Source organism: Piscinibacter sp. PDB1-1 (assembly GCF_056675995.1).
Window position 1 is genome coordinate 797642 of sequence record NZ_JBWVZJ010000002.1, and the last position, 22178, is coordinate 819819.

The following is a 22178-nucleotide window of genomic DNA, read 5'->3' on the forward strand; positions in this document are numbered from 1 at the left end:
TTCAACGCCCCTGGCGCTTGCGCGCCCAGGCCTGCAAGAGGTTGATGGCCAGCAGCATCACGAACGCCGCCAGCAGCATGACGACGGCGATGGCGGTGGCGCCTGTGTAGTCGTACTGCTCGAGTTTCGTGATGATGAGCAGCGGCGTGATCTCGCTCACCATCGGCATGTTGCCGGCGATGAAGATCACCGAGCCGTACTCGCCGAGCGCCCGCGCAAAGGCCAGCGCAAAGCCTGTGAGCAGCGCGGGCGAGACGATCGGGAAGATCACGCGCGAGAAGGTCCGCCAGCGGCTCGCGCCCAGGGTGGCGGCGGCTTCTTCCAGCTCCTTGTGCATGTCTTCGAGCACCGGCTGCAAGGTGCGCACGACGAAGGGCAGGCCGATGAAGGTGAGCGCCACGAACACGCCCACCGGCGTGAAGCTCACCTTGAAGGGCAGGTACTGGCCGATCCAGCCGTTGCCAGAGTACAGCGCGGTGAGCGCGATGCCGGCCACCGCGGTGGGCAGGGCAAACGGCAGATCGACCAAGGCGTCGATCACGCGCTTGAACGGAAACTCATAGCGCACCAGCACCCACGCGATGATCAGGCCGAACAAGGCATTCAGCAACGCCGCCGCGAACGACGCACCGAACGTCAGCCGGTACGAGGCCACGACACGCGGCGTGGCCACCGCATCCCAGAAGGCCGGCCAGGTCATCGTGAAGGTCTTGAGGAAGGCCGCCGACAGGGGGATCAGCACGATGAAGCTCAGGTAGAGCACCGTGAACCCGAGGGCCAGGTCGAAGCCGGGCAGCACGCTGTGCCGCCGCAGCAATGTTCGCGAAAGGAGCATGAAAGTTGCGGTCTGGGTGCCGCCGTGTGCTTAGTTCTTCTTGCCTGCCGCGAGGATCTGGTCGTAGATCGCGCCGTCGTCGAAGTGCTCTTTCTGCGCCTTGCTCCAACCGCCGAATCCTTCGTCGATGGTGAAGGTGTTGACCTTGGGGAAGTCCTTCGCGTACTTGGCGAGGATCTTGTCCGAGCGCGGGCGGATCTGGTGCTTGGCGGCGATCTCCTGGGCTTCGTCCGACCACAGGAACTTGACGTAGGCCTCGGCCTGCTTGCGCGTGCCCTTCTTGTCGACCACCTTGTCGATCACCGCCACCGGGTTCTCGGCCAGGATGGTCCACTTCGGGTAGACCACGTCGAAGTTGTCGCCGAACTCGGCCTTGATGAGGTTGATCTCGCTCTCGAACGTGCACAGCGCATCGCCGATGTTGCGTTGCGCGAAGGTGGTGGTTGCCGCACGGCCGCCGCCGTCGAACACCGGCACGTTGGCGAAGATCTTCTGCACGGTCTCGCGCGCCTGCGCCGGCGTCGCGCCGCCCTTCACCAAGCCGCCCCATGCCGCCACGTAGGTGTAGCGGCCGTTGCCCGTGATCTTCGGGTTGGGGATGACGACGCTCATGCCGGGCTTGGCGAGGTCGCTCCAGTCCTTGATGGCCTTGGGGTTGCCCTTGCGAACCAGGATGACCGTGACTGAGGTCGTGGGCGCGCTGTTGTTGGGCAGGCGCTTGGCCCAGTCTTCGGGGATCAGCTTGCCGCGCGTGGCGATGGCGTCGATGTCGCTCGACTGGTTCATCGTCACGACGTCGGCCTCGAGGCCGTCGATCACGGCGCGGGCCTGCTTGCTGGAGCCGCCGTGCGATTGGTTCACCGACACGTCTTCACCGGCACTGGCCTTCCAGCTCTTGATGAACGCGGGGTTGATTTCCTTGTACAGCTCACGCGCCACGTCGTAGCTGACGTTGAGCAGCGTCGGCCCCGCCGCTTGCGCCCAGGGGGCGGCCAGCGTGACAGCCGCCGCAGCGGCAATGCTCAGAACGGAACGGCGGGAAATCTCGTTGGGCAGGCGCATGGCAGGCTCTGGAATGGAAAAGAGGCCGAATGCTACGGCCTCTCACAAACTCGGGAAAGTAAGAGGTTTGAGTTTGCTTATGCGGAAATCGTCTATTCCAGAATCAATCTGAAGCCTGCGCTCACTTGCTCTTGCTGTAGATCTGGTCGAACACGCCGCCATCGGCGAAATGGGTCTTCTGCGCCTTGGTCCAGCCGCCGAACACCTCGTCGATGGTGAAGAGCTTCACCGCCGGGAATTGCTTGGCGTACTTGGATGCCACCTTCTCGTCGATCGGGCGATAGAAGTTGCGGGCCGCGATCTCCTGGCCTTCTGGGCTGTAGAGGTATTCCAGATAGGCGGTGGCCACTTCGCGGGTGCCGCGCTTGTCGACCACCTTGTCGACCACCGTCACCGGCGGCTCGGCCAGGATGCTGATGGGCGGGTAGACGATGTCGAACTTGTCGACGCCGAACTCCTTCAGCGACAAATGGGCCTCGTTCTCCCAGGCCAGCAACACGTCGCCCTGGCCGCGCTCGGCAAAGGTCACGGTCGACCCGCGGGCGCCCGAGTCGAGGATGGGTACGTTCTGGAACAGCTTGGTGATGTACTCGCGGGCCTTCGCCTCGTTGCCGCCCGGCTGCTTGAGCGCCCAGCCGTAACCGGCCAGATAGCCCCAGCGCGCGCCACCCGAGGTCTTGGGATTGGCGGTGATGACCGACACGCCCGGCTTGATCAAGTCACCCCAGTCCTTGATGCCCTTGGGGTTGCCCTTGCGCACGAGAAAGATGTACGTCGACGTGTAGGGCGAGCTGTTGTGCTTGAGGCGCTTTTGCCAGTCGGGGGCGATGAGCTTGGCCTTCTCGCCGATCTCGTCTATGTCGTAGGCCAGGGCCAGCGTGGTCACGTCGGCGTCGATGCCGTCGATCACCGAACGGGCCTGCTTGCCCGAGCCGCCGTGCGATTGCTTCACGGTGACGTTGTCGCCGGTCTTGGCCTTCCAGTACTTGCTGAAGGCGGCGTTGTACTCCTGGTACAGCTCGCGGGTCGGGTCGTACGAGACATTCAGCAGGCTGATGTCCTTGGCCCAGCCTGTGGTGGCGGCTGCGCCGAGAGCGAGCGCGGCAACAAGGTGGCGCAGAGTGCGAGTGCGGATCATGGGGAGCTCGTTCGTTGAGGGATGAGGCACATGCTAGGCAGCCACCCCGCAGCCGAAAACGAATGAATCGGCGCATGCTTACTCGCCTCTCGCCTAATACGCTGCGCAATGAAGCTCATGCGATTTGCGTCGGCGGGGAACGATCCTGCCCGGCCGCGAGTCCATATCAGGCTGTGTAAAGCCCCTGCACCGACGTCAACGCCTCCTGGCGGGGCGCCGTTGTGCAGCCATCCCCCTGCCGAGGTCATGCATGCCTGCACCCTTTTCACGCCCCCCGCTCCTTGGCGCAGCCACTGCGCTCGCCCTCGTGGGCCTGGCCGGGTGCGCGTCGATGCCGAGCGGCCCCACCGTGGCCGTGATGCCTGGGCCGAACAAGCCGTTCGAGGTGTTCGTCACCGATGACCAGACCTGCCGCAACTGGGCCAACAGCTCGATCGGCGGGCCGAACGCCGACGCCTCGACCCAGGCCTTTGCCGGCGCCACGGCCACGGGCGTGGTGCTGGGCGCGGCGGCGGGTGCGCTGATGGGGGGCCACTCCGGTGCCGGCGTTGGCGCCGCCATCGGTGGCATGACCGGCGCGGCCGCAGGCAGCGGCCAGAGCAACTACACCGCGTACAACGCGCAGCGCCGCTACGACGTGGCCTACCAGCAGTGCATGTATGCCAAGGGCAACCAGATCCCCGGAAACTACGCCACCTACCGCACCGCGCCTGCGCCGGTTCCCCGCGCAGCCGCGCCGCAGCAGCCGCCCGCCGGCATCCAGCCGCCGCCCGTGGTTCGTTGAGTGCGCCTGACGACGAGGAGCTCCCCATGAACAGCCGCTTCAAACAAGGGCTTCATGCCGCTGGCGTGGCCGCCGTGCTACTGCTGGGCCTGGCCGCCACCGCGGTGGCCGACGCTCACCCGCGCGGTGGGGTGCGTGTCGGTGTCTGGCTCGGTGGCCCGTGGTGGGGCATGGGCTACCCCGGGTATGGCTGGGGAGGCTATGGCTATCCCTACGGCTACGGCTACGGCGGCTACCCCTATGGCTACGGGCAGACCGTGATCGTGCAGCAACCCGCCCAGCCCACCGTGGTTGCCCCCAGCGCCGCGCAGCAGGCACCCACCTGGTACTACTGCCGCGAGGCGCAGATGTACTACCCGCACGTGACGACCTGCCCGTCACCCTGGCAAGAGGTGGCGCCGCAGCCGCCCACCCCCGCAATGCCGGCGGCCCCTGCCGCGGCGGCGTCGCCCGAGACGACACCGCCTCCGCGGTCCGCACCGGCCCCCGTTCCGCCCGCGCGCTGACGCGCCCTGCCCTACACCGCCCAGCGCAGCACGTGCGCCGGGTAGGGGTCGGGCTGCGGCTCTGCGGGCTGCGTCGCGCCCTCGGGTTGTTGCAGCACGCGATCGAGCACACGCTCTTCGAGCGCTGCGAAGCCCGCCCCGCGCACGCGCGGCCGTGACAACGCCACGCGCTCGTCGAGCGCGATGCGGTGCTCTTCGATCAGCACCACGCGGTCGGCCAGCGCCACCGCTTCCGACACATCGTGCGTGACCAGCAGCGCGGTGAAGCCGTGGCGTTGCCACAGGCGCTCGATGAGCCGGTGCATCTCGATGCGGGTGAGCGCATCCAGCGCGCCCAGCGGCTCATCGAGCAGCAAGAGCCGCGGTGTGTGCACCAGTGCGCGCGCCAAGGCCACGCGCTGGCGCTGCCCGCCTGAGAGCACCGCCGGCCAGTCGTTGGCGCGATCGGCCAGACCCACCTGCGACAAGGCCTCGCGCGCCCGCTCCTTCGCATCGGGACCGTTCAGGCCGAGCGCGACGTTGTCGAGCACGCGCTTCCAGGGCAGCAGCCGCGCGTCCTGGAACATGATGCGGATGTCGTCGATGTGCGCGGCCTGTGCCTCGCCGTCGATGGCGATGCTGCCGGCATCGGCCCGCTCGAGGCCCGCGAGCAGGCGCAACAGCGTGCTCTTGCCGCAGCCGCTGCGGCCCACGATGGCGATGAACTCGCCCGGCGCGATGTGCAGGCTGGCATCGCGCAGCACGTCGCGCCCACCGTAGGCCTTGTGGATGCCGCGCGCGTCGATCGCTGCGCCGCGGATGTCGAGATCGCGCTTCATGCTTTCGCCTCTACTTGGTATCCCGGGTGCCAGCGCAGCCACCAGCGCTCCAGGCCCTTGGCCAGGAGGTCGGCCAGCTTGCCCAGCAGCGCATACAAAAGAATGCCGACCAGCACCACATCGGTCTGCAGGAACTCGCGTGCGTTCATCGTCATGTAGCCGATGCCAGCCTGCGCCGAGATGGTCTCGGCCACGATGAGCAACACCCAGGTGAGGCCGAGCGAAAAACGCACGCCGACCAGGATGGACGCCACCGCGCCCGGCAGGATCACCTGCGTGTAGAGCTGCCAGCGGTTCAGGCCGTAGCTGCGCGCCATCTCGATCAGCCCCTTGTCCACCGAGCGGATGCCGTGGAAGGTGTTCAGGTAAATCGGGAAGAACACGCCGAGTGCCACGAGAAAGAGCTTGGCCGTCTCGTCGATGCCGAACCACAGGATCACGAGCGGGATCAGCGCCAACGCCGGGATGTTGCGCACCATCTGCAAGGTGGTGTCGAGCAAGGTCTCGGCCGACTTGAAGGTGCCCGTCAACAAGCCCAGCACGAGGCCCAGCCCGCCGCCGATCGCGAAGCCCGCCGCCGCACGCCAGGTGCTGGTCGCGATGTGCTGCCAGATCTCGCCCGAGGCTGCGAGCGACCAGAAGGCCTTGAGCACCGCCCAGGGCTCGGGCAGCACGCGGGTGGAGAGCCAGCCGAACTGCGAGGAGATCTGCCACAGCGCGATCACCGCCACCGGGAAGACCCAAGGCAGCACGCGCTGTGCCGCAGGGGAACGAAGAGCAAGTGAAGCGCTCATGCCACGCCCTCAGCTTTGCGACACGCGCGGCACGTAGGTGTTGGCCACGATCTCGCCAAAGGGCCCGGTGAGCGCCTGCCCTGAGAGCTTCTCGCGCAACGCGAGCGGCAGCAGCGGGAACACCAGTTCGGCAAAGCGGTGCGCTTCTTCCAGGTGCGGGTAGCCCGAGAGGATGAAGTACTCGAGCCCGAGCGCCGCGTACTCCTTGATGCGGTCAGCCACCTGCTGCGGGTTGCCCACCAGCGCCGTGCCGGCACCGCCGCGCACCAGGCCCACGCCAGCCCACAGATTGGGCGAGACCTCCAGGCCTTCGCGAATGTTGTTCTTGTTGAACTTGCCCTTGTTCAACTCGGCCATGCGGCGCTGGCCCACCGAATCCATCTGCGCGAACTTGGCCTGTGCGGCGGCGATCACCTTGTCGTCGAGGTGCGAGACGAGTTCACCGGCCGCAGCCCAGGCCTGCTCTTCGGTCTCGCGCACGATCACGTGCAGGCGGATACCGAACTCCAGCGTGCGGCCGTACCTGGCAGCGCGGCCTCGGATGTCAGCCACCTTCGCAGCCACCGCCGCGGGTGGCTCGCCCCAGGTGAGGTAGGTATCGAGCTGTTGTGCAGCGAGTTCGTGCGCCTCTTCCGACGAACCGCCGAAGAAGATCGGCGGATACGGCCGGTTGATCGGCGGGTAGAGCACCTTGCCGTCCTTGACGCTCAGGTGCTTGCCCTCGAAGTTGTAGCTCTCGGCCTCGTGGCTCCTGGCGAGCAGCTCGCGCCAGATGGTGAGGAACTCGGTCGATTGCTCGTAGCGCTGCGCGTGCGGCAGGAAGAGGCCGTCGCCTTCGAGCTCGGCCGAATCGCCGCCCGTCACCAGGTTGACGAGCAGGCGGCCGCCCGAGAGGCGATCGAAGGTGGCGGCCATGCGCGCTGACGCCGCCGGCTGCACGAGGCCGGGCCGCAAGGCGATCAGGAACTTGAGGCGCTTGGTCGCGTCGATCAGGCTGGCGGCCACGACCCACGAGTCTTCGCACGAGCGGCCCGTGGGCAGCAGCACGCCTTCATAGCCCAGGCTGTCGGCGGCGATGGCCACCTGCTTGAAGTAATCGAAGCTCGCGGTGCGCGCGCCGCGCGAGGTGCCGAGGTAGCGCGAATCGCCGTGGGTGGGGATGAACCAGAGGATCTTCATGTCGTCTTTGCTTTGATTACTTGAGCGCGAGCTGCGCCGTCTTGGGTTGCCACACGATCTCGGACACCTTCACGGCGCGCGGGATCAGTTCGAGTTGGTGGAAGGCATCGGCCACGCGTTGCTGGTCGGCCGTGATCTGCGCGCTGATCGGCCCGACCGGCGACTTCGGCCGGCGCGAGATGAAGAGGTGCACCGTCGCGAGGCTCAGGCCGCTGAAGTCGGCCACGAGTTGGGCCGCTTCCTTGCGGTTGCTCTGCACATAGGCATCGGCACGCGTGAGTTCTTCGAACAGCGCGAGCAGCGTCTGCGGGTGCTTCTCGGTGAACGGCCGCGAGGCCAGGTAGAAGGAGTTGTTGCCCGACAAGCCCACGCCATTGGTCAGCACACGCGGCTTGATGGCCAGCTCGGTGGCGGCATAGAACGGATCCCAGATCGCCCAGGCGTCGACCGCGCCTTTCTCGAAGGCGGCGCGCGCATCGGCTGGTGCCACGTAGATCGGCGTGATGTCACGGAACGTGAGGCCGCCCTTCTCCAGCGCACGCACCACGAGGTAGTGCGAGCTCGACCCCTTTTGCAGCGCGACGCGCTTGCCCTTCAGATCGGCGAGCGTGCGCAACGGCGAATCGGGCAGCACGAGGATCGCGGAGCTGAGCGGCTTGGAGGGCTCGGCCCCCACGTAGAGCAGGTCCTTGCCGGCCGCCTGCGCGAACACCGGCGGCGAGTCTCCCGTGAGGCCGAACTCCAGCGCGCCCACCGACAACGCTTCGAGCAGCTGCGGCCCGGCGGGGAACTCGATCCACTGCACCTTCGTGTTGGGGAAGCGCTTCTCCAGCACGCCCTGCTGCTTGACGATCACGAGGTTGACGGCGGACTTCTGGAAGCCCAGCCGCAACTGCGCCGGCGCATTGCCCGCCTGGGGCGATGCCGTCTGTGCAGAGGCGCTGAACGGCAGGGCCACCGCCAACCCTGCACCGAGGATGTCGCGACGTGTGGTGCTCATGATGTTCAGCGCCCCGCTGCGAGCGTGGCCGGCAGCGCGTCGCTCACCTTGATGGCCTTGGGGATCAGCTTCAGGTCGAAGAACGCGTCGGCGATCTTCTGCTGTTCGGCTGCGACGGCCGGCGTGATCGGCTTGACGCCATAGGCGAAGCGCGAGGCCGCCACTTCGGTGATGCCGATATCGAGCCCGATCTGCGGCCCGAGGAACTTGGCCACCTCGCCCGGGTTCTTGGCGGCCCAGGCATCGAGCTTGGCCAGCTCGTCGATGATGGCCTGCACCACCTGCGGGCTCTTCTCGGCATACGGCCGCGAGGCAAGGTAGAACTGGTGATTGGAGACGATGCCCGTGCCGTCAGCCACGATGCGTGCGCCGAGCTGCTTCTCGGCGGCGGCGAAGAACGGGTCCCAGATCACCCAGGCGTCGACCGCCTTCTTCTCGAAGGCCGCGCGGGCATCGGCCGGTGCGAGGAAGACGACCTGGATGTCGCTGTACTTGAGCTTCGCGGCCTCCAGTGCTTTCACCAGCAGGTAGTGCACGTTCGAGCCCTTGTTGAGTGCGACCTTCTTGCCCTTGAGATCGGACACGCTCTTGATGGGCGAATCGCCATGCACGAGGATGGCCTCGCCCTTGGGCGCGGGCGGCTGGTTGGCCACGTAGACGAGATCGGCCCCCGCGGCCTGCGCAAAGATGGGCGGCGCTTCACCGACCGTGCCGAAGTCACTCGAGCCCACGTTCAGCCCTTCGAGCAGCACCGGGCCGGCAGGGAACTCGGTCCACTTCACTTCGATGCCCTGCGGCGCGAGGCGCTTCTCCAGGTCGCCACGCGCCTTCAGCAGCGTGAGCGTGCCGTACTTCTGGTAGCCGATGCGCAACTGGCTCTTGGCCTGGCTGAACGCCGACGTGCTCAAGGTGGCCAGCGCGAGGCCGACGGCCGCCGCGGTGGTGATCGCCTTGCGGCGCGCGGAAAGGTTGCGTTGCGTTGTCATGTCGGGTTTCGTCCCTGTGCTGTCGAAGACTCAACAGTACGCAGCGCACTTCGCGACGAGAACGAAGCAAATCGGCTTTGCTTGGGCAGAAATCAGATACCGGTGCAAATCGAGAACGCCACGCATGGCCCGTGCAGATGACGCACCGCACATAACCAAGGCGACAACCTCACCTTCCGTCTCGCTTCAGAATGCTTGTATCGGCCTGCCGTGGCGGGCCGCTGTCTCTCTTCTAGGTCTAGCCAAGGAACACGCGCATGTACACAGACGTCTCCCTCTTCATCGACGGCGAATGGACGGCCGGCAGCGGCGGCAAGAGCGAACCCATCATCAACCCCGCGACCGGCAAGCCGCTGGCGCGCCTGGCCCACGCCAGCACCGCCGACCTCGACCGCGCAGTCGCGGCCGCCGACAAGGGCTTCAAGCAGTGGAAGCAGGTCTCGGCCTTCGAGCGCTACAAGGTCTTGCGCAAGGCGGCCAACCTGATGCGCGAACGCGCCGACGAGATCGGGCAGATCCTCACGCTGGAGCAGGGCAAGCCGCTGGCCGAAGCCAAGATGGAGGCGATGTCGGCCGGTGACCTGATCGACTGGTTCGCCGAGGAGGCCCGCCGCACCTACGGCCAGATCGTGCCGCCGCGGGCGGATGGCGTGAGCCAGCTCGTCATCAAGGAGCCGGTCGGCCCGGTGGCGGCCTTCACGCCCTGGAACTTCCCGATCAACCAGGCGGTGCGCAAGGTCTCGGCCGCACTTGCCGCGGGCTGCTCGGTCATCCTCAAGGGCCCGGAGGAAACCCCCGCTGCCTGCGCCGCACTCGTGCGCGCCTATGCCGATGCTGGCGTGCCGGCGGGCGTGATCAACCTCGTGTTCGGCGTGCCGAGCGAGATCAGCGGCTACCTGATCCCGCACCCGACCATCCGCAAGATCACCTTCACCGGCTCCACGCCGGTCGGCAAGAAACTCGCTGCACTCGCCGGCGAACACATGAAGCGCATCACCATGGAACTCGGCGGCCATGCACCGGCCATCGTGTTCGAAGACGCCGATGTGGCGGTGGCCGCCAAGCAGCTCGCCGCGGCCAAGTTCCGCAACGCCGGGCAGGTGTGCGTGTCGCCCACGCGCTTTCTGGTGCACGCGTCCGTCTACGACCAGTTCGTCGACGGCTTCGTGGCCGCCACCTCGAAGCTCAAGGTCGGCGACGGCATGGACCCCGAGACGCGCATGGGCCCGCTGGCGAACAGCCGTCGAATCGAGGCGATGCAGATGTTCGTGGACGACGCCGTGGGCAAGGGCGCCAAGCTCCTGACCGGCGGCAAGCGCATCGGCACCGAGGGCTACTTCTTCGAGCCGACCGTGCTGGTCGACGTGCCGGCCAACGCGCGCATCCTGAGCGAAGAGCCCTTCGGCCCGATCGCACCGATCATGAAGTTCAACGACTTCGACGAGGTGGTCGCCGAAGCCAACCGCCTGCCCTACGGCCTGGCGGCGTACGCCTTCACCAAGTCGCTCAAGACGGCGTCACGCATCGGCGCGGCGATCGAGAGCGGCATGGTGTCGATCAACCACTTCGGCCTCGCCCTGCCGGAAGTGCCTTTCGGCGGCATCAAGGATTCGGGCTACGGCACCGAAGGCGGCAGCGAGGCGATCGAGGCCTACCTGAACAGCAAGTTCGTGACGCAGACGGGGCTCTGACCGAGCGCCCCGGCCGGTGGCGGCTATCGCCACCATCGGCTCATTTGATGAGAATCATTCTCATTTGAAGCGACACTGGGAGCCATCGATTCCGCCGATTCCAGGAGGCCCCCATGACCCGCCACATCCAGAAGACCACCAGCTTCGCCGTGCTGCACTTCAGCGTGGCCTTTGCCGTGACCTACGCGCTCACCGGCAGTTGGCAAGTCTCGGGCGCGGTCGCGCTGATCGAGCCGATGGTCAACACCGTGGCCTTCTTCTTCCACGAGATGTACTGGTCGCGCCGCGGCGAGGCGGCCGCCACAGCCAGGGCGTGACCCCCTCGGCGTCAGAGCCGCGGCCCGCGCGGCAAGCCGGCTCCGTCGAACTCGCGCCGGTGCGCCACCCAAGCCCACAGCGCACCCACCAGCGGCAACAGCACCAATGCGCTCAGCCACGACCAGTTGTGCAGCAAGAAGTCGCTCGCTGACCGGCGCGGGGCCGATGCGCTCGCCGGGGCGAGAGGCATGGACGCCTGTGACTCAGGAGGTGCGATGTCAGGCGCCGAAACGTCACCCACCGGAGCCGGAGTGCTCGCCGGGGTGGCCGTGATGGCCGGCGCGAGAACCGCAGGTGGCGGAGGCGGCGCGAGCGTGAGGGCCTCCTGCTTGACAGCCGCTACGGGCTTTGAGACGTCTGCTGCCGGCGCCGAAGGCTTCGGCGTGGGGGCTGGAGCGGTCTCCACTCTGGCGGCAGGTGCGGGTGCAGTCGGCGCGGAAGCGGGAGCGGCCGCTGCCGAGGCCGGTGCGGGCCGCCCTTCTCCACCGCGCTTGAACAGCAGCTTGTAGGCACCGCCATCGCAGGTGCCGAACACCTTCGCACCCGGCGGCACGGGAGCGGCGCGCGGCACCCACTCGAGCGTGAACGCCTTGATGCTGGGGTCGACCTTCGCGGCCATCTTGTTGCGGAAGTCGTCGCAGCCGGCAGATTGCGCCTGCACGGGCTGAGCCCACGCAAGGACCATCGCCGGGAGGCACGCCGCGCGGCACACGGCGCGCATGTTCGGCCACAAGGGCCGGGGGAACAGTTCAAAAAGGGCTCGCACGTGTCTCTCTCCGCGGCGCGGCAGGCGACTGCGGTCCTCCGTCATGGGGTGTGGAGCAATGAAGGGGGCCGGTCAACCGGCTCTGTGATTCTGGGTCGACATCACGCCAGAGCGCCCTGACAGGCCGCTGACGTACCGTTCATTCGGTGGGGGTGAGGATCGCCATCGTGATGCGTGACACACATACGAGCTGGCCCTGCTCGTTGTGGATGTCAATCTGCCACACATGCGTGGTGCGACCGATGTGCACCGGCTTCGCAGTGCCTGTCACCGAGCCCTCGCGTACGGCGCGAAGGTGGTTGGCATTGATGTCGAGCCCGACCACGCGCGTGCCGGCGGGCGAGGCAAAGGCTGCGGCGGTCGAGCCCAAGGTCTCGGCCAGTACGACCGAGACACCGCCGTGCAGCAACCCCATTGGCTGGCGGGTGCGCGCGTCGACAGGCAAGCGGGCGCGAAGGAGATCGTCGCCGACTTCAATGAACTCGATGCCGAGGTGGGTGACGGCGGTGTTGGTGCTGAGTGCGTTGACCGCCTCGAGCGAAATGGCTTGCTTCCAGATGGCGGGCATGGTGGGCGCTGAATCAATACGGGTGTTGGAGTTTGGCAGAGCCTTGTCGGACTTGCTGGCGAGCGAAAACAGGGCGGCCTGACGCCGCTGACATCGCGCAGCGTTGCGCCGCCGCGCATCGCCGAGGCGCCGGTCGCCTTCGAGTAAAGGCTGCGGGGGACGCTGGAAACAGAGAGCCGCCAGATCTCCAACGGCCGTGTACCGCAGCGGCATTCGCGAAGGCTTGATGGAGACACCCAGCACTGGTAGTGCGGCGATGATTCGCACGGCGCCGGGCCGATCGGCGCACTGTGATCCGCGAGTTCAGATCGATGGCGCGCCCGCCCCGGCGGCGCCGAGGAAGCGCGACTCCCACCAGCTGAAGATCACGTCGCGCAGCACGTCGCCGTCTTTGCCGTCTCCGTACACCGCGTGCAGCCCGGTCGCCTGCAGCCGATCGCAGTCGTCGGCATCCAGCGGGATGGCCCAGCCCTGCGAGCGGAGCGGCACGTTGGTGAACATCGGCCGATAGCCTGGGTCGCGCCTGAGTTCGCGATCGGCCTTGATGCTTGGCTGGCGAAAGTCCGCCGGCGTGCGCTGGCTCTTCAGCTGCGGGATATTCGGCACACGCGCCAGGTCGGCCGGCGTGGCTTGAAAGATCGACACCTTCAGGGGCTTGAGCGCGAAGTTGCTGGTGCGCATGATGTCGGCGCCGCACACATTGGGCACGGCCAGCACGTCCATCAGCGCAAGAAAGTCCACATGGTCGCCGGGCTTCGAATCCTGTCGGTGGATGTGGCCGCGCCCGCTGTGGACTTCGGTGCGCATGAAGAGGTTGAACGAGTCGTGCACGTCGTCGGGCGTGAGGCCGTATTCGCGTTGCGCCTCGGCCTGGATGTCGTGGCAGTTGGTGTGGGCCGCAAAGCCGTAGGCCGACTCGTACAGGTAGGCACTGCAGCGCGGGAACATCACGTCGTTGCAACGCACCGTGTCTTCGAGGATCAGCATCATCGCGCGCTCGCGCGGCGGCGCCGACCACAGCAGGTCACCCGGCCCCGGGTTCAGGCCGTGGACGGTGCGCGTGCGGCCGGTGTGCATGAACTCGCGGTAGTCGTGCAGGTTGAAGCAGTTGAAGTCTGCGCACTGGTTGCCCTCGACCTGCGCGATGCGGATCACCTGGCCCTTCAGCACCTCCAGCGCCTTGCCCGTGCCGGGCTCCAGCACCAGCTCGTGGAGCAACTCGCGCGCATCGCTCAGTGGCGGCCATGTGGCCGGGGCGGTGGCCTTCGGCGCAACGGGTTGACCGTGCTCGCGCAACGCGCGCCTGGCCAAGGCGGGCAGGTCGGGCGCGGCGCCCTCGTCGATCGTGCGCAGCAGCAGTTCGAGCTGCTGCTGGTTCAAGGTCATCGTGACCGTGCGGGCTGTCATGAGGTTCTCCAGTGGGCCGGGGTGGGCCCGCCGATCGAGCCACCATGTATACGATAAAGACGTTGTTACGTATACGCAAGCTCTTCGTCAGTTGGCCTGAAACTGGTGCGCCGATGTGCCACGCTGGGGTGCCATGCTCCTCTTTGGTGAGGCGGCCAGGGTGCGGCGAGAGTCGAAATGTGTCACGGCCTGCGTATACTTTGATTCAGCCACTCGTATACAAACAAGATCAAACATGACCACCCCCAACAAGGCAGACGCCGCCTACACCGCGCTCAAGCAGGCCATCATCGAGCAGGCGCTCCAGCCCGGCACCAAGCTGCCCGAAGACGCGCTGGGCACTCACTTCCAGGTGAGCCGCACGCTGATCCGCGAGGCGCTGGCGCGGCTGGCGGCCGAGGGGCTGGTCGATGCGCAGCACAACCGCACCGCCACCGTGGCGCGGCCCAGCCTGGAAGAGGCGCGCAGCGTGTTCGAGGTGCGGCGCTGCCTGGAGCAAGAGGTGGTGCGGCTGGTCATCGAGCGCTGGTCGCCCTTCGCGGCGCAGGCGCTGGAAGAGCATGTGCGGCTGGAGGAGCAGGCCGCGCGCGAACAGCAGGCGCCGGCATGCGCGCGGCTGGCGGGTGAGTTCCATGTGCGCCTGGCCCAGGTGGTGGGCAACCCGGTGCTCGAGCGCTACGTGGACGAAGTGGTGTCGCGCTGCTCGTTGATCCTCGCGGTGCACGGCCGGCCGCATTCGCCCGAGTGCGGCATCACCGAACACCGCGCGCTGATCGACGCCTTCCGCAAGGGCGACTTGCGCGCTGCGCGCCGGCTGATGGCGTCGCACCTGGGCGAGCTCGAAGGGCGTGTGCTCAACAGCGCGCCCGTCACGGACGACGCCGACCTCGGGCAGATCCTCGGCCGCTATGCGCCTGGGGCCAAGCCGGCCGTGCGCGCGCCTCGCCGCAAGGCCTGACGACGCGCGTGACAGGCCCGCACCGGATGCGGCATGGCCTTTGCATTCATGCGGCTCGCGCAGCCTGCGCAGACCGCATTTGGCGAAGGAGCCTTCCATGTCCGAGTTCTCGTCTTCCTGGAGCCGCCGCCGGTTCCTGTCCACCACCACGGCCGCTGGGTCGCTCGCCGCGCTGGCACCGCATGCTCTCGCGCAAAAGCCCGTCACCGTCGGCCTGATCTACGTCGGCCCGCGCGACGACTACGGCTGGAACCAGGCGCACGCCGTGGCGGCCAAGGCCTTGCGCGCCGTGCCTGGCGTGAAGGTGGTCGAGGAAGAGAACGTGCCCGAGACCGTGGCCGTGCGCAAGACGCTCGAGGCCATGGTCAAGTCCGATGGGGCTTCGCTCGTCTTCGGCACCTCGTTCGGCTATTTCGACCCCTTCATGATCGACATGGCCAAGCGCAACCCGAACGTCGAGTTTCGCCACCCCACCTCGCTGTGGTCCGCCGACAAGCACCCGATGAACCTGGGCGGGTACTTCTGCTTCCTCGACCAGGCGCACTACGTCAACGGCATCGCCGCCGGCCTGTCCACCAAGTCGAACAAGATCGGCTTCGTGGCCGCCAAGCCCATTCCCATCGTGCTGCGCAACATCAACGCCTTCACGATGGGCGTGCGCAAGGTCAACCCCAACGCCACGGTGCAACTGGTGATGACGGGCGAGTGGTCCATGCCCGTGCGCGAGGCCGAGGCCACCAACTCGCTGGTGGCGAGCGGCTGCGACGTGATCGCCTGCCATGTCGACAGCCCGAAGATCATCGTCGAGGCCGCCGAGAAGCTGGGCGCGAAGACGCTCGGCCACAACGCGTCGCAGGCCAACCTGGCGCCCAAGGGCTTCATCACCGGCGCCGAGAACAAGTGGGAAACGGTCTACAAGTCGTTCGCCGCATCCATCGCCAAGGGCGAGAAGCTGCCCAACACCTTCTTCGGCGGCTATGACAAGGACATGGTCACCAGCACGCCCTTCGGTGCGGGCGCGAGCGACAAGGCGCGCAATGCGGCCACAGCCGCCATGGCCGAGATGAAGGCGGGCAAGCCGATCTTTGCCGGGCCGATCAAGAGCAACACCGGCAAGCTCGTCATCGACAAGGCCTACGGCAACTACGACCCCTTCCTCGACCGCATGGACTTCCTGGTCGAAGGCGTGGCCGGCTCCCTCACCTGACGGCGGGAGCGAGGTCCACATGCCAAGCATCGTCATCCGCGGCGGGCGCCTGCTCGATGCCGCATCGCGCAGCGCGCCGCCGGCCGACCTGCTGGTCACCGACGGCGTCATCACCGCCATCGGTGCGCCGGGCCTGGAGGCGCCGGCCGAGGCGCAGGTGTTCGACGCCACCGGCACGCTGATGCACGCCGGCCTCGTCAACGGCCACACCCATGGCAGCACCAACCTCAGCAAGGCCACGCACGACCGCTGGACGCTGGAGCTGCTGCTCAGCGGCTCGGGCGAGTGGGCGACCAACCAGACGCGCAGCCACAAGTACCTCAACACCTACATCGGTGCGGTCGAGATGCTGCAGAAGGGCTGCACCACCGCGTACGACCTGAGCTTCGGCTTCCCGCTGGCCACGGTGGACGATCTCTACGCCATCGGCCAGGCCTACGCGGACGCCGGCATGCGCGCCGTGGTGGCGCCCATGCTGCAGGACGTGTCGTTCTACAAGGCCATCCCCGGCCTGTATGACGCGCTGCCGGCTTCGCACAAGGCGCAGGTCGATGCGAATGGCGGCGACACGGGCTTCATCCTGCGCAGCATGGAAGAAGCGCTGAAGAACTGGCCGCACGACCCATCGCAGGTGAAGCTCGGCATCGCACCGACGATCCCGCTGCATTGCTCCGACGAACTGACGCTGGGTTGCGTGAAGCTGGCGGCCGAGTACGGGGCACAGACGCAGTCGCACGTCGCCGAGTCGAAGGTGCAGGCGGTGGCCGCGATGAAGCGCTGGGGCAAATCGCTCACCGCGCACTTCGACGAGCTCGGCATGCTGGGCCCGAACTTCACCGTGGCGCACGGCGTGTGGCTCGACGACGACGACATGCGGCGCCTGGCCGCCAAGGGCGCGTCGGTGTCGCACAACGCCGGCAGCAACATGCGGCTGGGCGCGGGCATCGCCGACTCGCGCCGCATGCTGGAGCTGGGCGTGAACCTCGCGCTCGGCACCGACGGTGCCATGTGCGCCGACAACCAGAACATGTACGAGGCGATGCGCTATGCCTCGATGGTGTCGAACGTGCGCACGCCCGACTACGAACAGTGGCTGAGCGCGCCCGAGCTCTTCACCGCGGCCACGCAGGGCGGCGCACGTGCGACGGGCTTCGACAAGGCGGGGCGTGTGGCCGTGGGCTGCCTCGCCGACCTCGTGTTCCTCGACCTGCAGTCGATCAACTGGATCCCCATGAACGACCCGGTGAACCAGGTCGTGCTGACCGAAGACGCCACCGGTGTGCGCGACGTGATGGTCGGCGGCAAGCTCGTGGTGCGTGGTGGCAAGCATGTCGGCTGCGACATGGCCAAGCTGGCGCGCGACGCCCAGGTGGCGCGCGACGAGGTGGCCGAAGCCAACGCCGAAGGCAAGAACCTCGCGCAGGCGATCGAGCGTGCCGTGGGCAGCTTCTGCATCGGCTTGTGCCGCGAGCCCTTTCACCTGCACCGCTATGGCGGGCCCCTGGGGCTGTGATTCACGACCTGCCCCTGGCACGGTTGATGCATTTTCAAACCCGCATGCCTCCTGCATGCACCACCTGTGAGGACCGCTCATGTCGAAGCCCGCCGCCCCCAAGCCCATCGTGATGCCACCCGCCACCGACTTCAGCCGGCGCTCCGTCCTGAAGGCCGGGCTGGCTGCCAGCACGCTCGGCAGCGCCGCCCTCTGGAACAGCGCCGATGCGGCCGACCCGAAGGTGCTGAACTACCTGTCGTGGCCTGGCAATGCCGACCCGTCCATCGTCGGCGAGTTCGAGAAGCTGCACGGCGTGAAGATCCGCATCAAGGAATACGTGGGCGGCGACCAGATGATGGCCGTGGTGAACCAATCGCCCCCCGGCACCTTCGACGTGGTGCTGGCCGACGCCGAGTACATGCACCTCTTGAAGGCCGCCGATTTCATCGAGCCGCTGGACCCGGCCGACTACCCGCTCAAGGACCTGTGGCCCGAGTTCCAGAAGTTCCCGCTGCACTGGTTCGACGGCAAGCTGTACGGCGTGATGCTCGACTTCGGCTACCTCGGCATCTCGTACAACACCAAGGCCTTCACGGCGAAGGAAGTCTCGTCGTACTCGGTGTTGTGGAGCGAGAAGGCCAAGGGCAAGGTCGGCTTCTTCGACTGGTACCTGCCGTCGATGGGCTGCATCAGCCTCTCGAACGGCAACCGCCCACCGTACGACCTGGACAAGGCCAAGTTCGAGGCGCTGAAGAAGAAGATGTTCTCGCTCAAGCCGCAGGCGTCGGGCTTCTACACCATCGCCGACATCTTCTCGTCGATGACCAACGGCCGCGCGCAGCTCATCCCGGGCATCGGCGAGTGGATCACGCTCGGCCTGCGCACCAGCGGCGTGCCGGTCGACACCATCATTCCAGATGAAGGCGGCCTGCAGTACACCGAGTCGCTCTCCATCGTGAAGGGCACGAGCAAGCGCGACCTCGCACGCAAGTTCATCCAGTACTCGCTGACGCCGCGGGCGCAGGTGGCCATGGCCACGAAGGTCGACAACCGCAAGAGCATCCCGTCGATGCCCGCGTGGAAGCTGCTCAACGACACCAAGCCGCAAGAGGCCGAGCTGCTGCGCATGAAGCTGAAGGGGCCGAACGTGATGGACGAGTACAAGGCCAAGAAGATCCAGCTGCGCCAGCTGCCCAAGCAGCAGTCCATCGAAGACTGGAACGACCTGTGGAGCCAGTTCAAGAGCCTGTGACTTGAACTGAGCGCGCCGTGAACGACATCGCCTTGCAGCCAACCCCCACCGTGGACGAGCCGCCGTCGCGCCGCGGCCGCACCGCCGGCTCGCTGCGCGTGCTGCCCGCCGTGCTGGGGCTGCCCGTGTTCCTGTGGCAGGCGGTGTTCTTCGCGGCGCCGCTGGTCTTCCTGGTCGTCATCACCTTCTGGCAGGTGAAGTCGTTCCGGCTGGAGCCGGCCTTCGTGCTCGACAACTGGGAGCGCATCCTGTTGTCGAGCCCGTTCCAGCGCGCGCTCGTGCACACGTTGACGCTGTCGGCCGTGACCACCCTGCTTGCGCTGCTGATCGCCTTCCCGGCGGCGTACACCATCGCCTTTCGCCTGCCGGCCCGGCTGCGCGACCTGGCGGTGGCGGCGCTGATCGTGCCGATCTTCTCCAGCTACATGCTGCGCATCTACGCGTGGCAGATCGTGCTCAGCCCCGAGGGGCTCATCAACAACCTGCTCGGCCGCATCGGAGTCGACCCGCTGCCCATGCTGGGCGGCGCGTTCTCGCTGCAGGTCGGCTTGCTGACGCTCACGCTGCCCATCGCGGTGCTGATTCTCGTCTTCGCCTTGTCGGGCATCGACCGCACGCTGATCGAGGCGGCCGAGAACCTGGGCTGCCGCCGCAGCCGCGTGATCGCGCACGTGCTGCTGCCGGCCATTCGCCCTGCGTTGCTGCTGGCGGCCACCACGACCTTCCTGCTGGCCTTCGGCGACTACATCAGCCCGCTGTTCATGACGGGCAGCAAGCCACCCACGCTGTCGATCCTGGTGGTGGACACGGTGAAGTCGGGCTCGCAGTGGCCGCGCGCGTCGGTGGTGGGTGTGGCGATGTTGCTGGTGCTCGGTGTTGTCGTCGGCTTCGGGCGCTGGCTCGGTACGCGCGGCGCGGGGCGGGGAGGGCACTGACATGCCGCTTTTCACCCGCAGCGCCACCACCACGCGCATCTCCCGCACGCTGCAGTACGCCTTCGTGGCCGCGCTCTTCCTCTTCATCGCGGCGCCGATGCTCGTCATCGTGGTCTTCTCGTTCGACGCCAATCGCTTCCCGGCCATCCCTTGGGGCGGCTTCAGCCTCGATTGGCACCGCGCCATCCTGCAGGACGAGATGGTCATCGACGCCTTCCTCAACAGCCTGTGGGTGGGCCTGGGCACGGCTGTGCTGTCCACCGTGCTGGGCTTCGCCGCGGCCTACATCGACCACCGTTACCGCTTCCGCGGCAAGACGGGCTTCGCGCTGCTGGTGGCCCTGCCACCGGCCGTGCCGGCCACCATCCTCGGCATGGCCATGCTCGCATTCCTCTCGCGCATCGGCCTGTTCGGCCGCATCGAGTCGATCACCGCCTGTCACGTGGTGCTGGCGACGTCGTTCTCGATGGCCATCATCGGCCTGCGTCTCGGCGAGATGGGCAAGGATCTGGAGCAAGCGGCGTGGAACCTGGGCGCGTCGCCATTCACGGCCTTGCTGCGCATCGTGATCCCGTTCTGCCGGCCGGCGCTGATCGCGTCGTTCTTCCTGTCGGCCGCGGTGTCGTTCGACGAGTTCCTGATCGCCTGGTTCGTCGGTGGCGTGCACGAGACGCTGCCGGTGCGCATCCTGAACCTGCTGCAGGGCCAGGTGAACCCCAAGATCAACGCCATCGGCACGGTGGTGCTGGTCATCAGCGTCACGCTGGTGCTGGTGGCACAGCGCTTCGTCGGCGTGAAGGTGGCGAAGAAATCGGAGCCGGAATGACCTCAGCCTTTGTCTCCCTTCAATCCGTCGAGAAGAAGTTCCCCGGCCACCACGCCGTGCGCGGCATCGACCTCGACATCGCCGCCGGCGAGTTCATCGCCATCATGGGCCCGTCCGGCTGCGGCAAGTCGACCACGCTGCGCATGATCGCGGGGCTCGACGAGCCCAGCTCCGGCGAGATCTTCATCGGCGGCAAGAGCATGCGCGGCATCCCCGCCTTCCAGCGCGACACGCCCATGGTGTGGCAAAGCCTCGCGCTGTTCCCCTTCCTCACCGTCGCCGAGAACGTGGCCTTCCCGCTGCGCATGAAGAAGATGGGGCCGGAGGTGCGCAGGAAGCGCGCGCTCGAATGGCTGGACCGCCTGGGCCTGGCCGGCATGGCGGACCGGCAGGTGTCGCAGTTGTCCGGCGGCCAGCGCCAGCGCGTGGCGATTGCCCGCTCGCTGGTCACCGAGCCCTCCATCCTGCTGCTGGACGAACCCCTCAGCGCGCTCGACGCCCACCTGCGCGTGCGCATGCAGACCGAGCTGGCACGCTTGCACCGCGAGCTGCGCATCACCTTCGTCTACGTGACGCACGCGCAGTCCGAAGCCTTCGCGCTGGCCGACCGCATCGTGGTGATGGCCGACGGGCTGATCCAGCAGGCCGGCAAGCCGCAAGACGTCTACCGCGCGCCCACCAACGCCTTTGTTGCCAACTTCATCGGCACCAACAATCTGGTGACGGGGGAGGCCAGCGCGCGCGACGGCGAGTTCATCACCGTGGAGGGCCCGCTCGGCCGCTTCCCGGTGAAAGCGCCGCAGGGCTGGCCGCTGGGTACGCGGGCCAGCTTCGTGATCGCGGCTGACCGCGTGGCCTTGCAGCCCGGCGACGAACCGGGGGCACCCGGGATCACGGGCACGGTGCTGGGCCTGGAGTTCGTGGGCTCCACGCAGACCGTCTTCATCGAGATGGGCGACGGCAAGGAGTTTCGGGTGCAGAAGCAGCAGCACGAGATCGAGTCGCTGAACCTGGCACCCGGCCAGCGCGTGAACCTCAGTTGGGACCCGCGCCAGACCTGGTTGCTGCCCCAGACCGCCTGACACGAAGGAGCGCGCGATGTACGACGAAGCGTTCATGAAGCGCGCCCTGGCGCTGTCGGCACAAGCCATCGACCAGCCGGGCACCGAGCCCTTCGGTGCCGTCATCGTGCGGGGTGGCGAGATCGTCGGAGAAGGCTTCAACCACGCCCGCGCCAAATGGGACCCGACGGCCCACGGCGAAGTCGAGGCCATCCGCGACGCCTGCCAGCGGCTGAACAGCCTGAGCCTGGCCGGCTGCGAGCTCTACACCTCGTGCGAGCCGTGCGCGCTGTGCGTCTGCGCGATGGGCATCGTGGGCATTTCGGCGCTGTACTACGGCGCGTCGCTCGAACAATCGCACGACGCGATCGATGCCTTGCCCGCCAGTGCACGGCCCCCCATCGACACGGATGAACTGCGCCGCGAAGCCGGCGCCCCGCTCGCCGAGCGGCGCATGCCATCGAAGCAGGCGCTCGATGGCGAAGCCGTGGGCATCTTGAAGCGGTGGGCAGCGTCGCGCGCAGCCACCCCTTGATGGATGGTGCCGTACGAGATGAGCAGGTGCGCCCCACCTCATTACCACGCAGTCCCC

At 67.2% G+C, this 22178-nt stretch carries 23 protein-coding genes; 12 read left to right on the forward strand and 11 right to left on the reverse strand.

What is annotated here, in order from left to right:
- Position 1 precedes the first annotated feature (1 nt).
- The 3 genes from cysT to AC1KAR_RS15395 form a co-directional block, all read right to left on the reverse strand.
- Positions 2–835, reverse strand: a complete 834-nt coding sequence (gene cysT, locus AC1KAR_RS15385; RefSeq protein ID WP_480319198.1) for a sulfate ABC transporter permease subunit CysT — start codon at positions 833–835, stop codon at positions 2–4.
- Positions 836–865: 30 nt separating this feature from the next.
- Positions 866–1897, reverse strand: coding sequence for a sulfate ABC transporter substrate-binding protein (locus AC1KAR_RS15390; protein ID WP_480319200.1), 1032 nt, complete (start codon positions 1895–1897; stop codon positions 866–868).
- Positions 1898–2018: 121 nt separating this feature from the next.
- Positions 2019–3035, reverse strand: a complete 1017-nt coding sequence (locus tag AC1KAR_RS15395) for a sulfate ABC transporter substrate-binding protein (RefSeq protein WP_480319202.1) — start codon at positions 3033–3035, stop codon at positions 2019–2021.
- Positions 3036–3285: 250 nt separating this feature from the next.
- On the opposite strand from AC1KAR_RS15395, the gene AC1KAR_RS15400 reads away from it, so the two are divergent.
- Both AC1KAR_RS15400 and AC1KAR_RS15405 read left to right on the forward strand, forming a co-directional pair.
- The gene (locus AC1KAR_RS15400; RefSeq protein ID WP_480319204.1) at positions 3286–3819 is read left to right on the forward strand and encodes a hypothetical protein; all 534 of its coding nucleotides are present in this window, start codon (positions 3286–3288) and stop codon (positions 3817–3819) included.
- Positions 3820–3845: 26 nt separating this feature from the next.
- Entirely contained in the window at positions 3846–4325 is a 480-nt protein-coding gene (locus AC1KAR_RS15405) for a hypothetical protein (RefSeq protein WP_480319206.1), read from the forward strand.
- A gap of 11 nt (positions 4326–4336) precedes the next feature.
- Here AC1KAR_RS15405 and AC1KAR_RS15410 read toward each other — a convergent pair whose 3' ends face one another.
- The 5 genes from AC1KAR_RS15410 to AC1KAR_RS15430 are packed head-to-tail and all read right to left on the reverse strand — an operon-like array spanning position 4337 to position 9102.
- Complete coding sequence (locus AC1KAR_RS15410; protein ID WP_480319208.1) at positions 4337–5143, reverse strand: ATP-binding cassette domain-containing protein; 807 nt, start codon at positions 5141–5143, stop codon at positions 4337–4339.
- Positions 5140–5937: an aliphatic sulfonate ABC transporter permease SsuC gene (gene ssuC / locus AC1KAR_RS15415; RefSeq protein ID WP_480319210.1), complete on the reverse strand. Its 798-nt coding sequence runs from the start codon at positions 5935–5937 to the stop codon at positions 5140–5142. The genes AC1KAR_RS15410 and ssuC overlap by 4 nt, the downstream gene beginning before the upstream one ends.
- A gap of 9 nt (positions 5938–5946) precedes the next feature.
- On the reverse strand, positions 5947–7116 hold the full coding sequence (gene ssuD, locus AC1KAR_RS15420; RefSeq protein WP_480319212.1) for an FMNH2-dependent alkanesulfonate monooxygenase: 1170 nt from the start codon (positions 7114–7116) through the stop codon (positions 5947–5949).
- 16 nt (positions 7117–7132) lie between these two features.
- The gene (locus AC1KAR_RS15425; RefSeq protein ID WP_480319214.1) at positions 7133–8116 is read right to left on the reverse strand and encodes an aliphatic sulfonate ABC transporter substrate-binding protein; all 984 of its coding nucleotides are present in this window, start codon (positions 8114–8116) and stop codon (positions 7133–7135) included.
- 5 nt (positions 8117–8121) lie between these two features.
- A complete protein-coding gene (locus AC1KAR_RS15430) occupies positions 8122–9102 on the reverse strand; it encodes a sulfonate ABC transporter substrate-binding protein (RefSeq protein ID WP_480319216.1) in 981 nt (326 codons plus the stop codon).
- A gap of 257 nt (positions 9103–9359) precedes the next feature.
- On the opposite strand from AC1KAR_RS15430, the gene AC1KAR_RS15435 reads away from it, so the two are divergent.
- Together AC1KAR_RS15435 and AC1KAR_RS15440 are read left to right on the forward strand one after the other, a co-directional pair.
- A complete protein-coding gene (locus tag AC1KAR_RS15435; RefSeq protein ID WP_480319218.1) occupies positions 9360–10793 on the forward strand; it encodes an NAD-dependent succinate-semialdehyde dehydrogenase in 1434 nt (477 codons plus the stop codon).
- 113 nt (positions 10794–10906) lie between these two features.
- Positions 10907–11110 carry a DUF2061 domain-containing protein gene (locus AC1KAR_RS15440; protein WP_480319220.1) on the forward strand — a complete coding sequence of 68 codons (204 nt, stop codon included), beginning with the start codon at positions 10907–10909 and terminating at the stop codon, positions 11108–11110.
- Between the two features lie 11 nt (positions 11111–11121).
- On the opposite strand, the gene AC1KAR_RS15445 is transcribed toward AC1KAR_RS15440, so the two are convergent.
- The 3 genes from AC1KAR_RS15445 to AC1KAR_RS15455 form a co-directional block, all read right to left on the reverse strand.
- A complete protein-coding gene (locus tag AC1KAR_RS15445) occupies positions 11122–11877 on the reverse strand; it encodes a DUF1161 domain-containing protein (protein ID WP_480319222.1) in 756 nt (251 codons plus the stop codon).
- Between the two features lie 139 nt (positions 11878–12016).
- Positions 12017–12445: a hotdog fold thioesterase gene (locus AC1KAR_RS15450; RefSeq protein WP_480319444.1), complete on the reverse strand. Its 429-nt coding sequence runs from the start codon at positions 12443–12445 to the stop codon at positions 12017–12019.
- A 303-nt stretch (positions 12446–12748) separates the two neighbouring features.
- A complete protein-coding gene (locus AC1KAR_RS15455; RefSeq protein WP_480319224.1) occupies positions 12749–13852 on the reverse strand; it encodes a DUF1989 domain-containing protein in 1104 nt (367 codons plus the stop codon).
- Positions 13853–14087: 235 nt separating this feature from the next.
- On the opposite strand from AC1KAR_RS15455, the gene AC1KAR_RS15460 reads away from it, so the two are divergent.
- From AC1KAR_RS15460 to AC1KAR_RS15495, 8 genes are all read left to right on the forward strand, one after another.
- On the forward strand, positions 14088–14810 hold the full coding sequence (locus tag AC1KAR_RS15460; protein ID WP_480319226.1) for a GntR family transcriptional regulator: 723 nt from the start codon (positions 14088–14090) through the stop codon (positions 14808–14810).
- A 97-nt stretch (positions 14811–14907) separates the two neighbouring features.
- Positions 14908–16017 (forward strand): BMP family ABC transporter substrate-binding protein, encoded by a 1110-nt coding sequence (locus AC1KAR_RS15465; protein ID WP_480319228.1) that lies wholly within the window; start codon positions 14908–14910, stop codon positions 16015–16017.
- Positions 16018–16036: 19 nt separating this feature from the next.
- Positions 16037–17530, forward strand: a complete 1494-nt coding sequence (locus tag AC1KAR_RS15470; RefSeq protein WP_480319230.1) for an amidohydrolase family protein — start codon at positions 16037–16039, stop codon at positions 17528–17530.
- Between the two features lie 79 nt (positions 17531–17609).
- Positions 17610–18764 (forward strand): ABC transporter substrate-binding protein, encoded by a 1155-nt coding sequence (locus AC1KAR_RS15475; protein WP_480319232.1) that lies wholly within the window; start codon positions 17610–17612, stop codon positions 18762–18764.
- Positions 18765–18781: 17 nt separating this feature from the next.
- A complete protein-coding gene (locus tag AC1KAR_RS15480) occupies positions 18782–19699 on the forward strand; it encodes an ABC transporter permease (RefSeq protein ID WP_480319234.1) in 918 nt (305 codons plus the stop codon).
- Between the two features lies 1 nt (position 19700).
- Positions 19701–20525, forward strand: coding sequence for an ABC transporter permease (locus AC1KAR_RS15485; RefSeq protein WP_480319236.1), 825 nt, complete (start codon positions 19701–19703; stop codon positions 20523–20525).
- A complete protein-coding gene (locus tag AC1KAR_RS15490) occupies positions 20522–21607 on the forward strand; it encodes an ABC transporter ATP-binding protein (RefSeq protein ID WP_480319238.1) in 1086 nt (361 codons plus the stop codon). The genes AC1KAR_RS15485 and AC1KAR_RS15490 overlap by 4 nt, the downstream gene beginning before the upstream one ends.
- 16 nt (positions 21608–21623) lie before the next feature.
- Positions 21624–22121: a nucleoside deaminase gene (locus AC1KAR_RS15495; protein WP_480319241.1), complete on the forward strand. Its 498-nt coding sequence runs from the start codon at positions 21624–21626 to the stop codon at positions 22119–22121.
- Positions 22122–22178 lie beyond the last annotated feature (57 nt).

Coding starts and splice junctions, on each gene's coding strand:
- AC1KAR_RS15455 (WP_480319224.1), bottom strand. CDS start 13,852: ATGACAGCCCGCACGGTCACGATGACCTTGAACCAGCAGCAGCTCGAA.
- AC1KAR_RS15390 (WP_480319200.1), bottom strand. CDS start 1,897: ATGCGCCTGCCCAACGAGATTTCCCGCCGTTCCGTTCTGAGCATTGCC.
- AC1KAR_RS15405 (WP_480319206.1), top strand. CDS start 3,846: ATGAACAGCCGCTTCAAACAAGGGCTTCATGCCGCTGGCGTGGCCGCC.
- AC1KAR_RS15410 (WP_480319208.1), bottom strand. CDS start 5,143: ATGAAGCGCGATCTCGACATCCGCGGCGCAGCGATCGACGCGCGCGGC.
- AC1KAR_RS15435 (WP_480319218.1), top strand. CDS start 9,360: ATGTACACAGACGTCTCCCTCTTCATCGACGGCGAATGGACGGCCGGC.
- AC1KAR_RS15430 (WP_480319216.1), bottom strand. CDS start 9,102: ATGACAACGCAACGCAACCTTTCCGCGCGCCGCAAGGCGATCACCACC.
- AC1KAR_RS15440 (WP_480319220.1), top strand. CDS start 10,907: ATGACCCGCCACATCCAGAAGACCACCAGCTTCGCCGTGCTGCACTTC.
- ssuC (WP_480319210.1), bottom strand. CDS start 5,937: ATGAGCGCTTCACTTGCTCTTCGTTCCCCTGCGGCACAGCGCGTGCTG.
- AC1KAR_RS15495 (WP_480319241.1), top strand. CDS start 21,624: ATGTACGACGAAGCGTTCATGAAGCGCGCCCTGGCGCTGTCGGCACAA.
- AC1KAR_RS15460 (WP_480319226.1), top strand. CDS start 14,088: ATGACCACCCCCAACAAGGCAGACGCCGCCTACACCGCGCTCAAGCAG.
- AC1KAR_RS15395 (WP_480319202.1), bottom strand. CDS start 3,035: ATGATCCGCACTCGCACTCTGCGCCACCTTGTTGCCGCGCTCGCTCTC.
- AC1KAR_RS15400 (WP_480319204.1), top strand. CDS start 3,286: ATGCCTGCACCCTTTTCACGCCCCCCGCTCCTTGGCGCAGCCACTGCG.
- ssuD (WP_480319212.1), bottom strand. CDS start 7,116: ATGAAGATCCTCTGGTTCATCCCCACCCACGGCGATTCGCGCTACCTC.
- AC1KAR_RS15485 (WP_480319236.1), top strand. CDS start 19,701: ATGCCGCTTTTCACCCGCAGCGCCACCACCACGCGCATCTCCCGCACG.
- AC1KAR_RS15465 (WP_480319228.1), top strand. CDS start 14,908: ATGTCCGAGTTCTCGTCTTCCTGGAGCCGCCGCCGGTTCCTGTCCACC.
- AC1KAR_RS15425 (WP_480319214.1), bottom strand. CDS start 8,116: ATGAGCACCACACGTCGCGACATCCTCGGTGCAGGGTTGGCGGTGGCC.
- cysT (WP_480319198.1), bottom strand. CDS start 835: ATGCTCCTTTCGCGAACATTGCTGCGGCGGCACAGCGTGCTGCCCGGC.
- AC1KAR_RS15450 (WP_480319444.1), bottom strand. CDS start 12,445: ATGCCCGCCATCTGGAAGCAAGCCATTTCGCTCGAGGCGGTCAACGCA.
- AC1KAR_RS15470 (WP_480319230.1), top strand. CDS start 16,037: ATGCCAAGCATCGTCATCCGCGGCGGGCGCCTGCTCGATGCCGCATCG.
- AC1KAR_RS15475 (WP_480319232.1), top strand. CDS start 17,610: ATGTCGAAGCCCGCCGCCCCCAAGCCCATCGTGATGCCACCCGCCACC.
- AC1KAR_RS15490 (WP_480319238.1), top strand. CDS start 20,522: ATGACCTCAGCCTTTGTCTCCCTTCAATCCGTCGAGAAGAAGTTCCCC.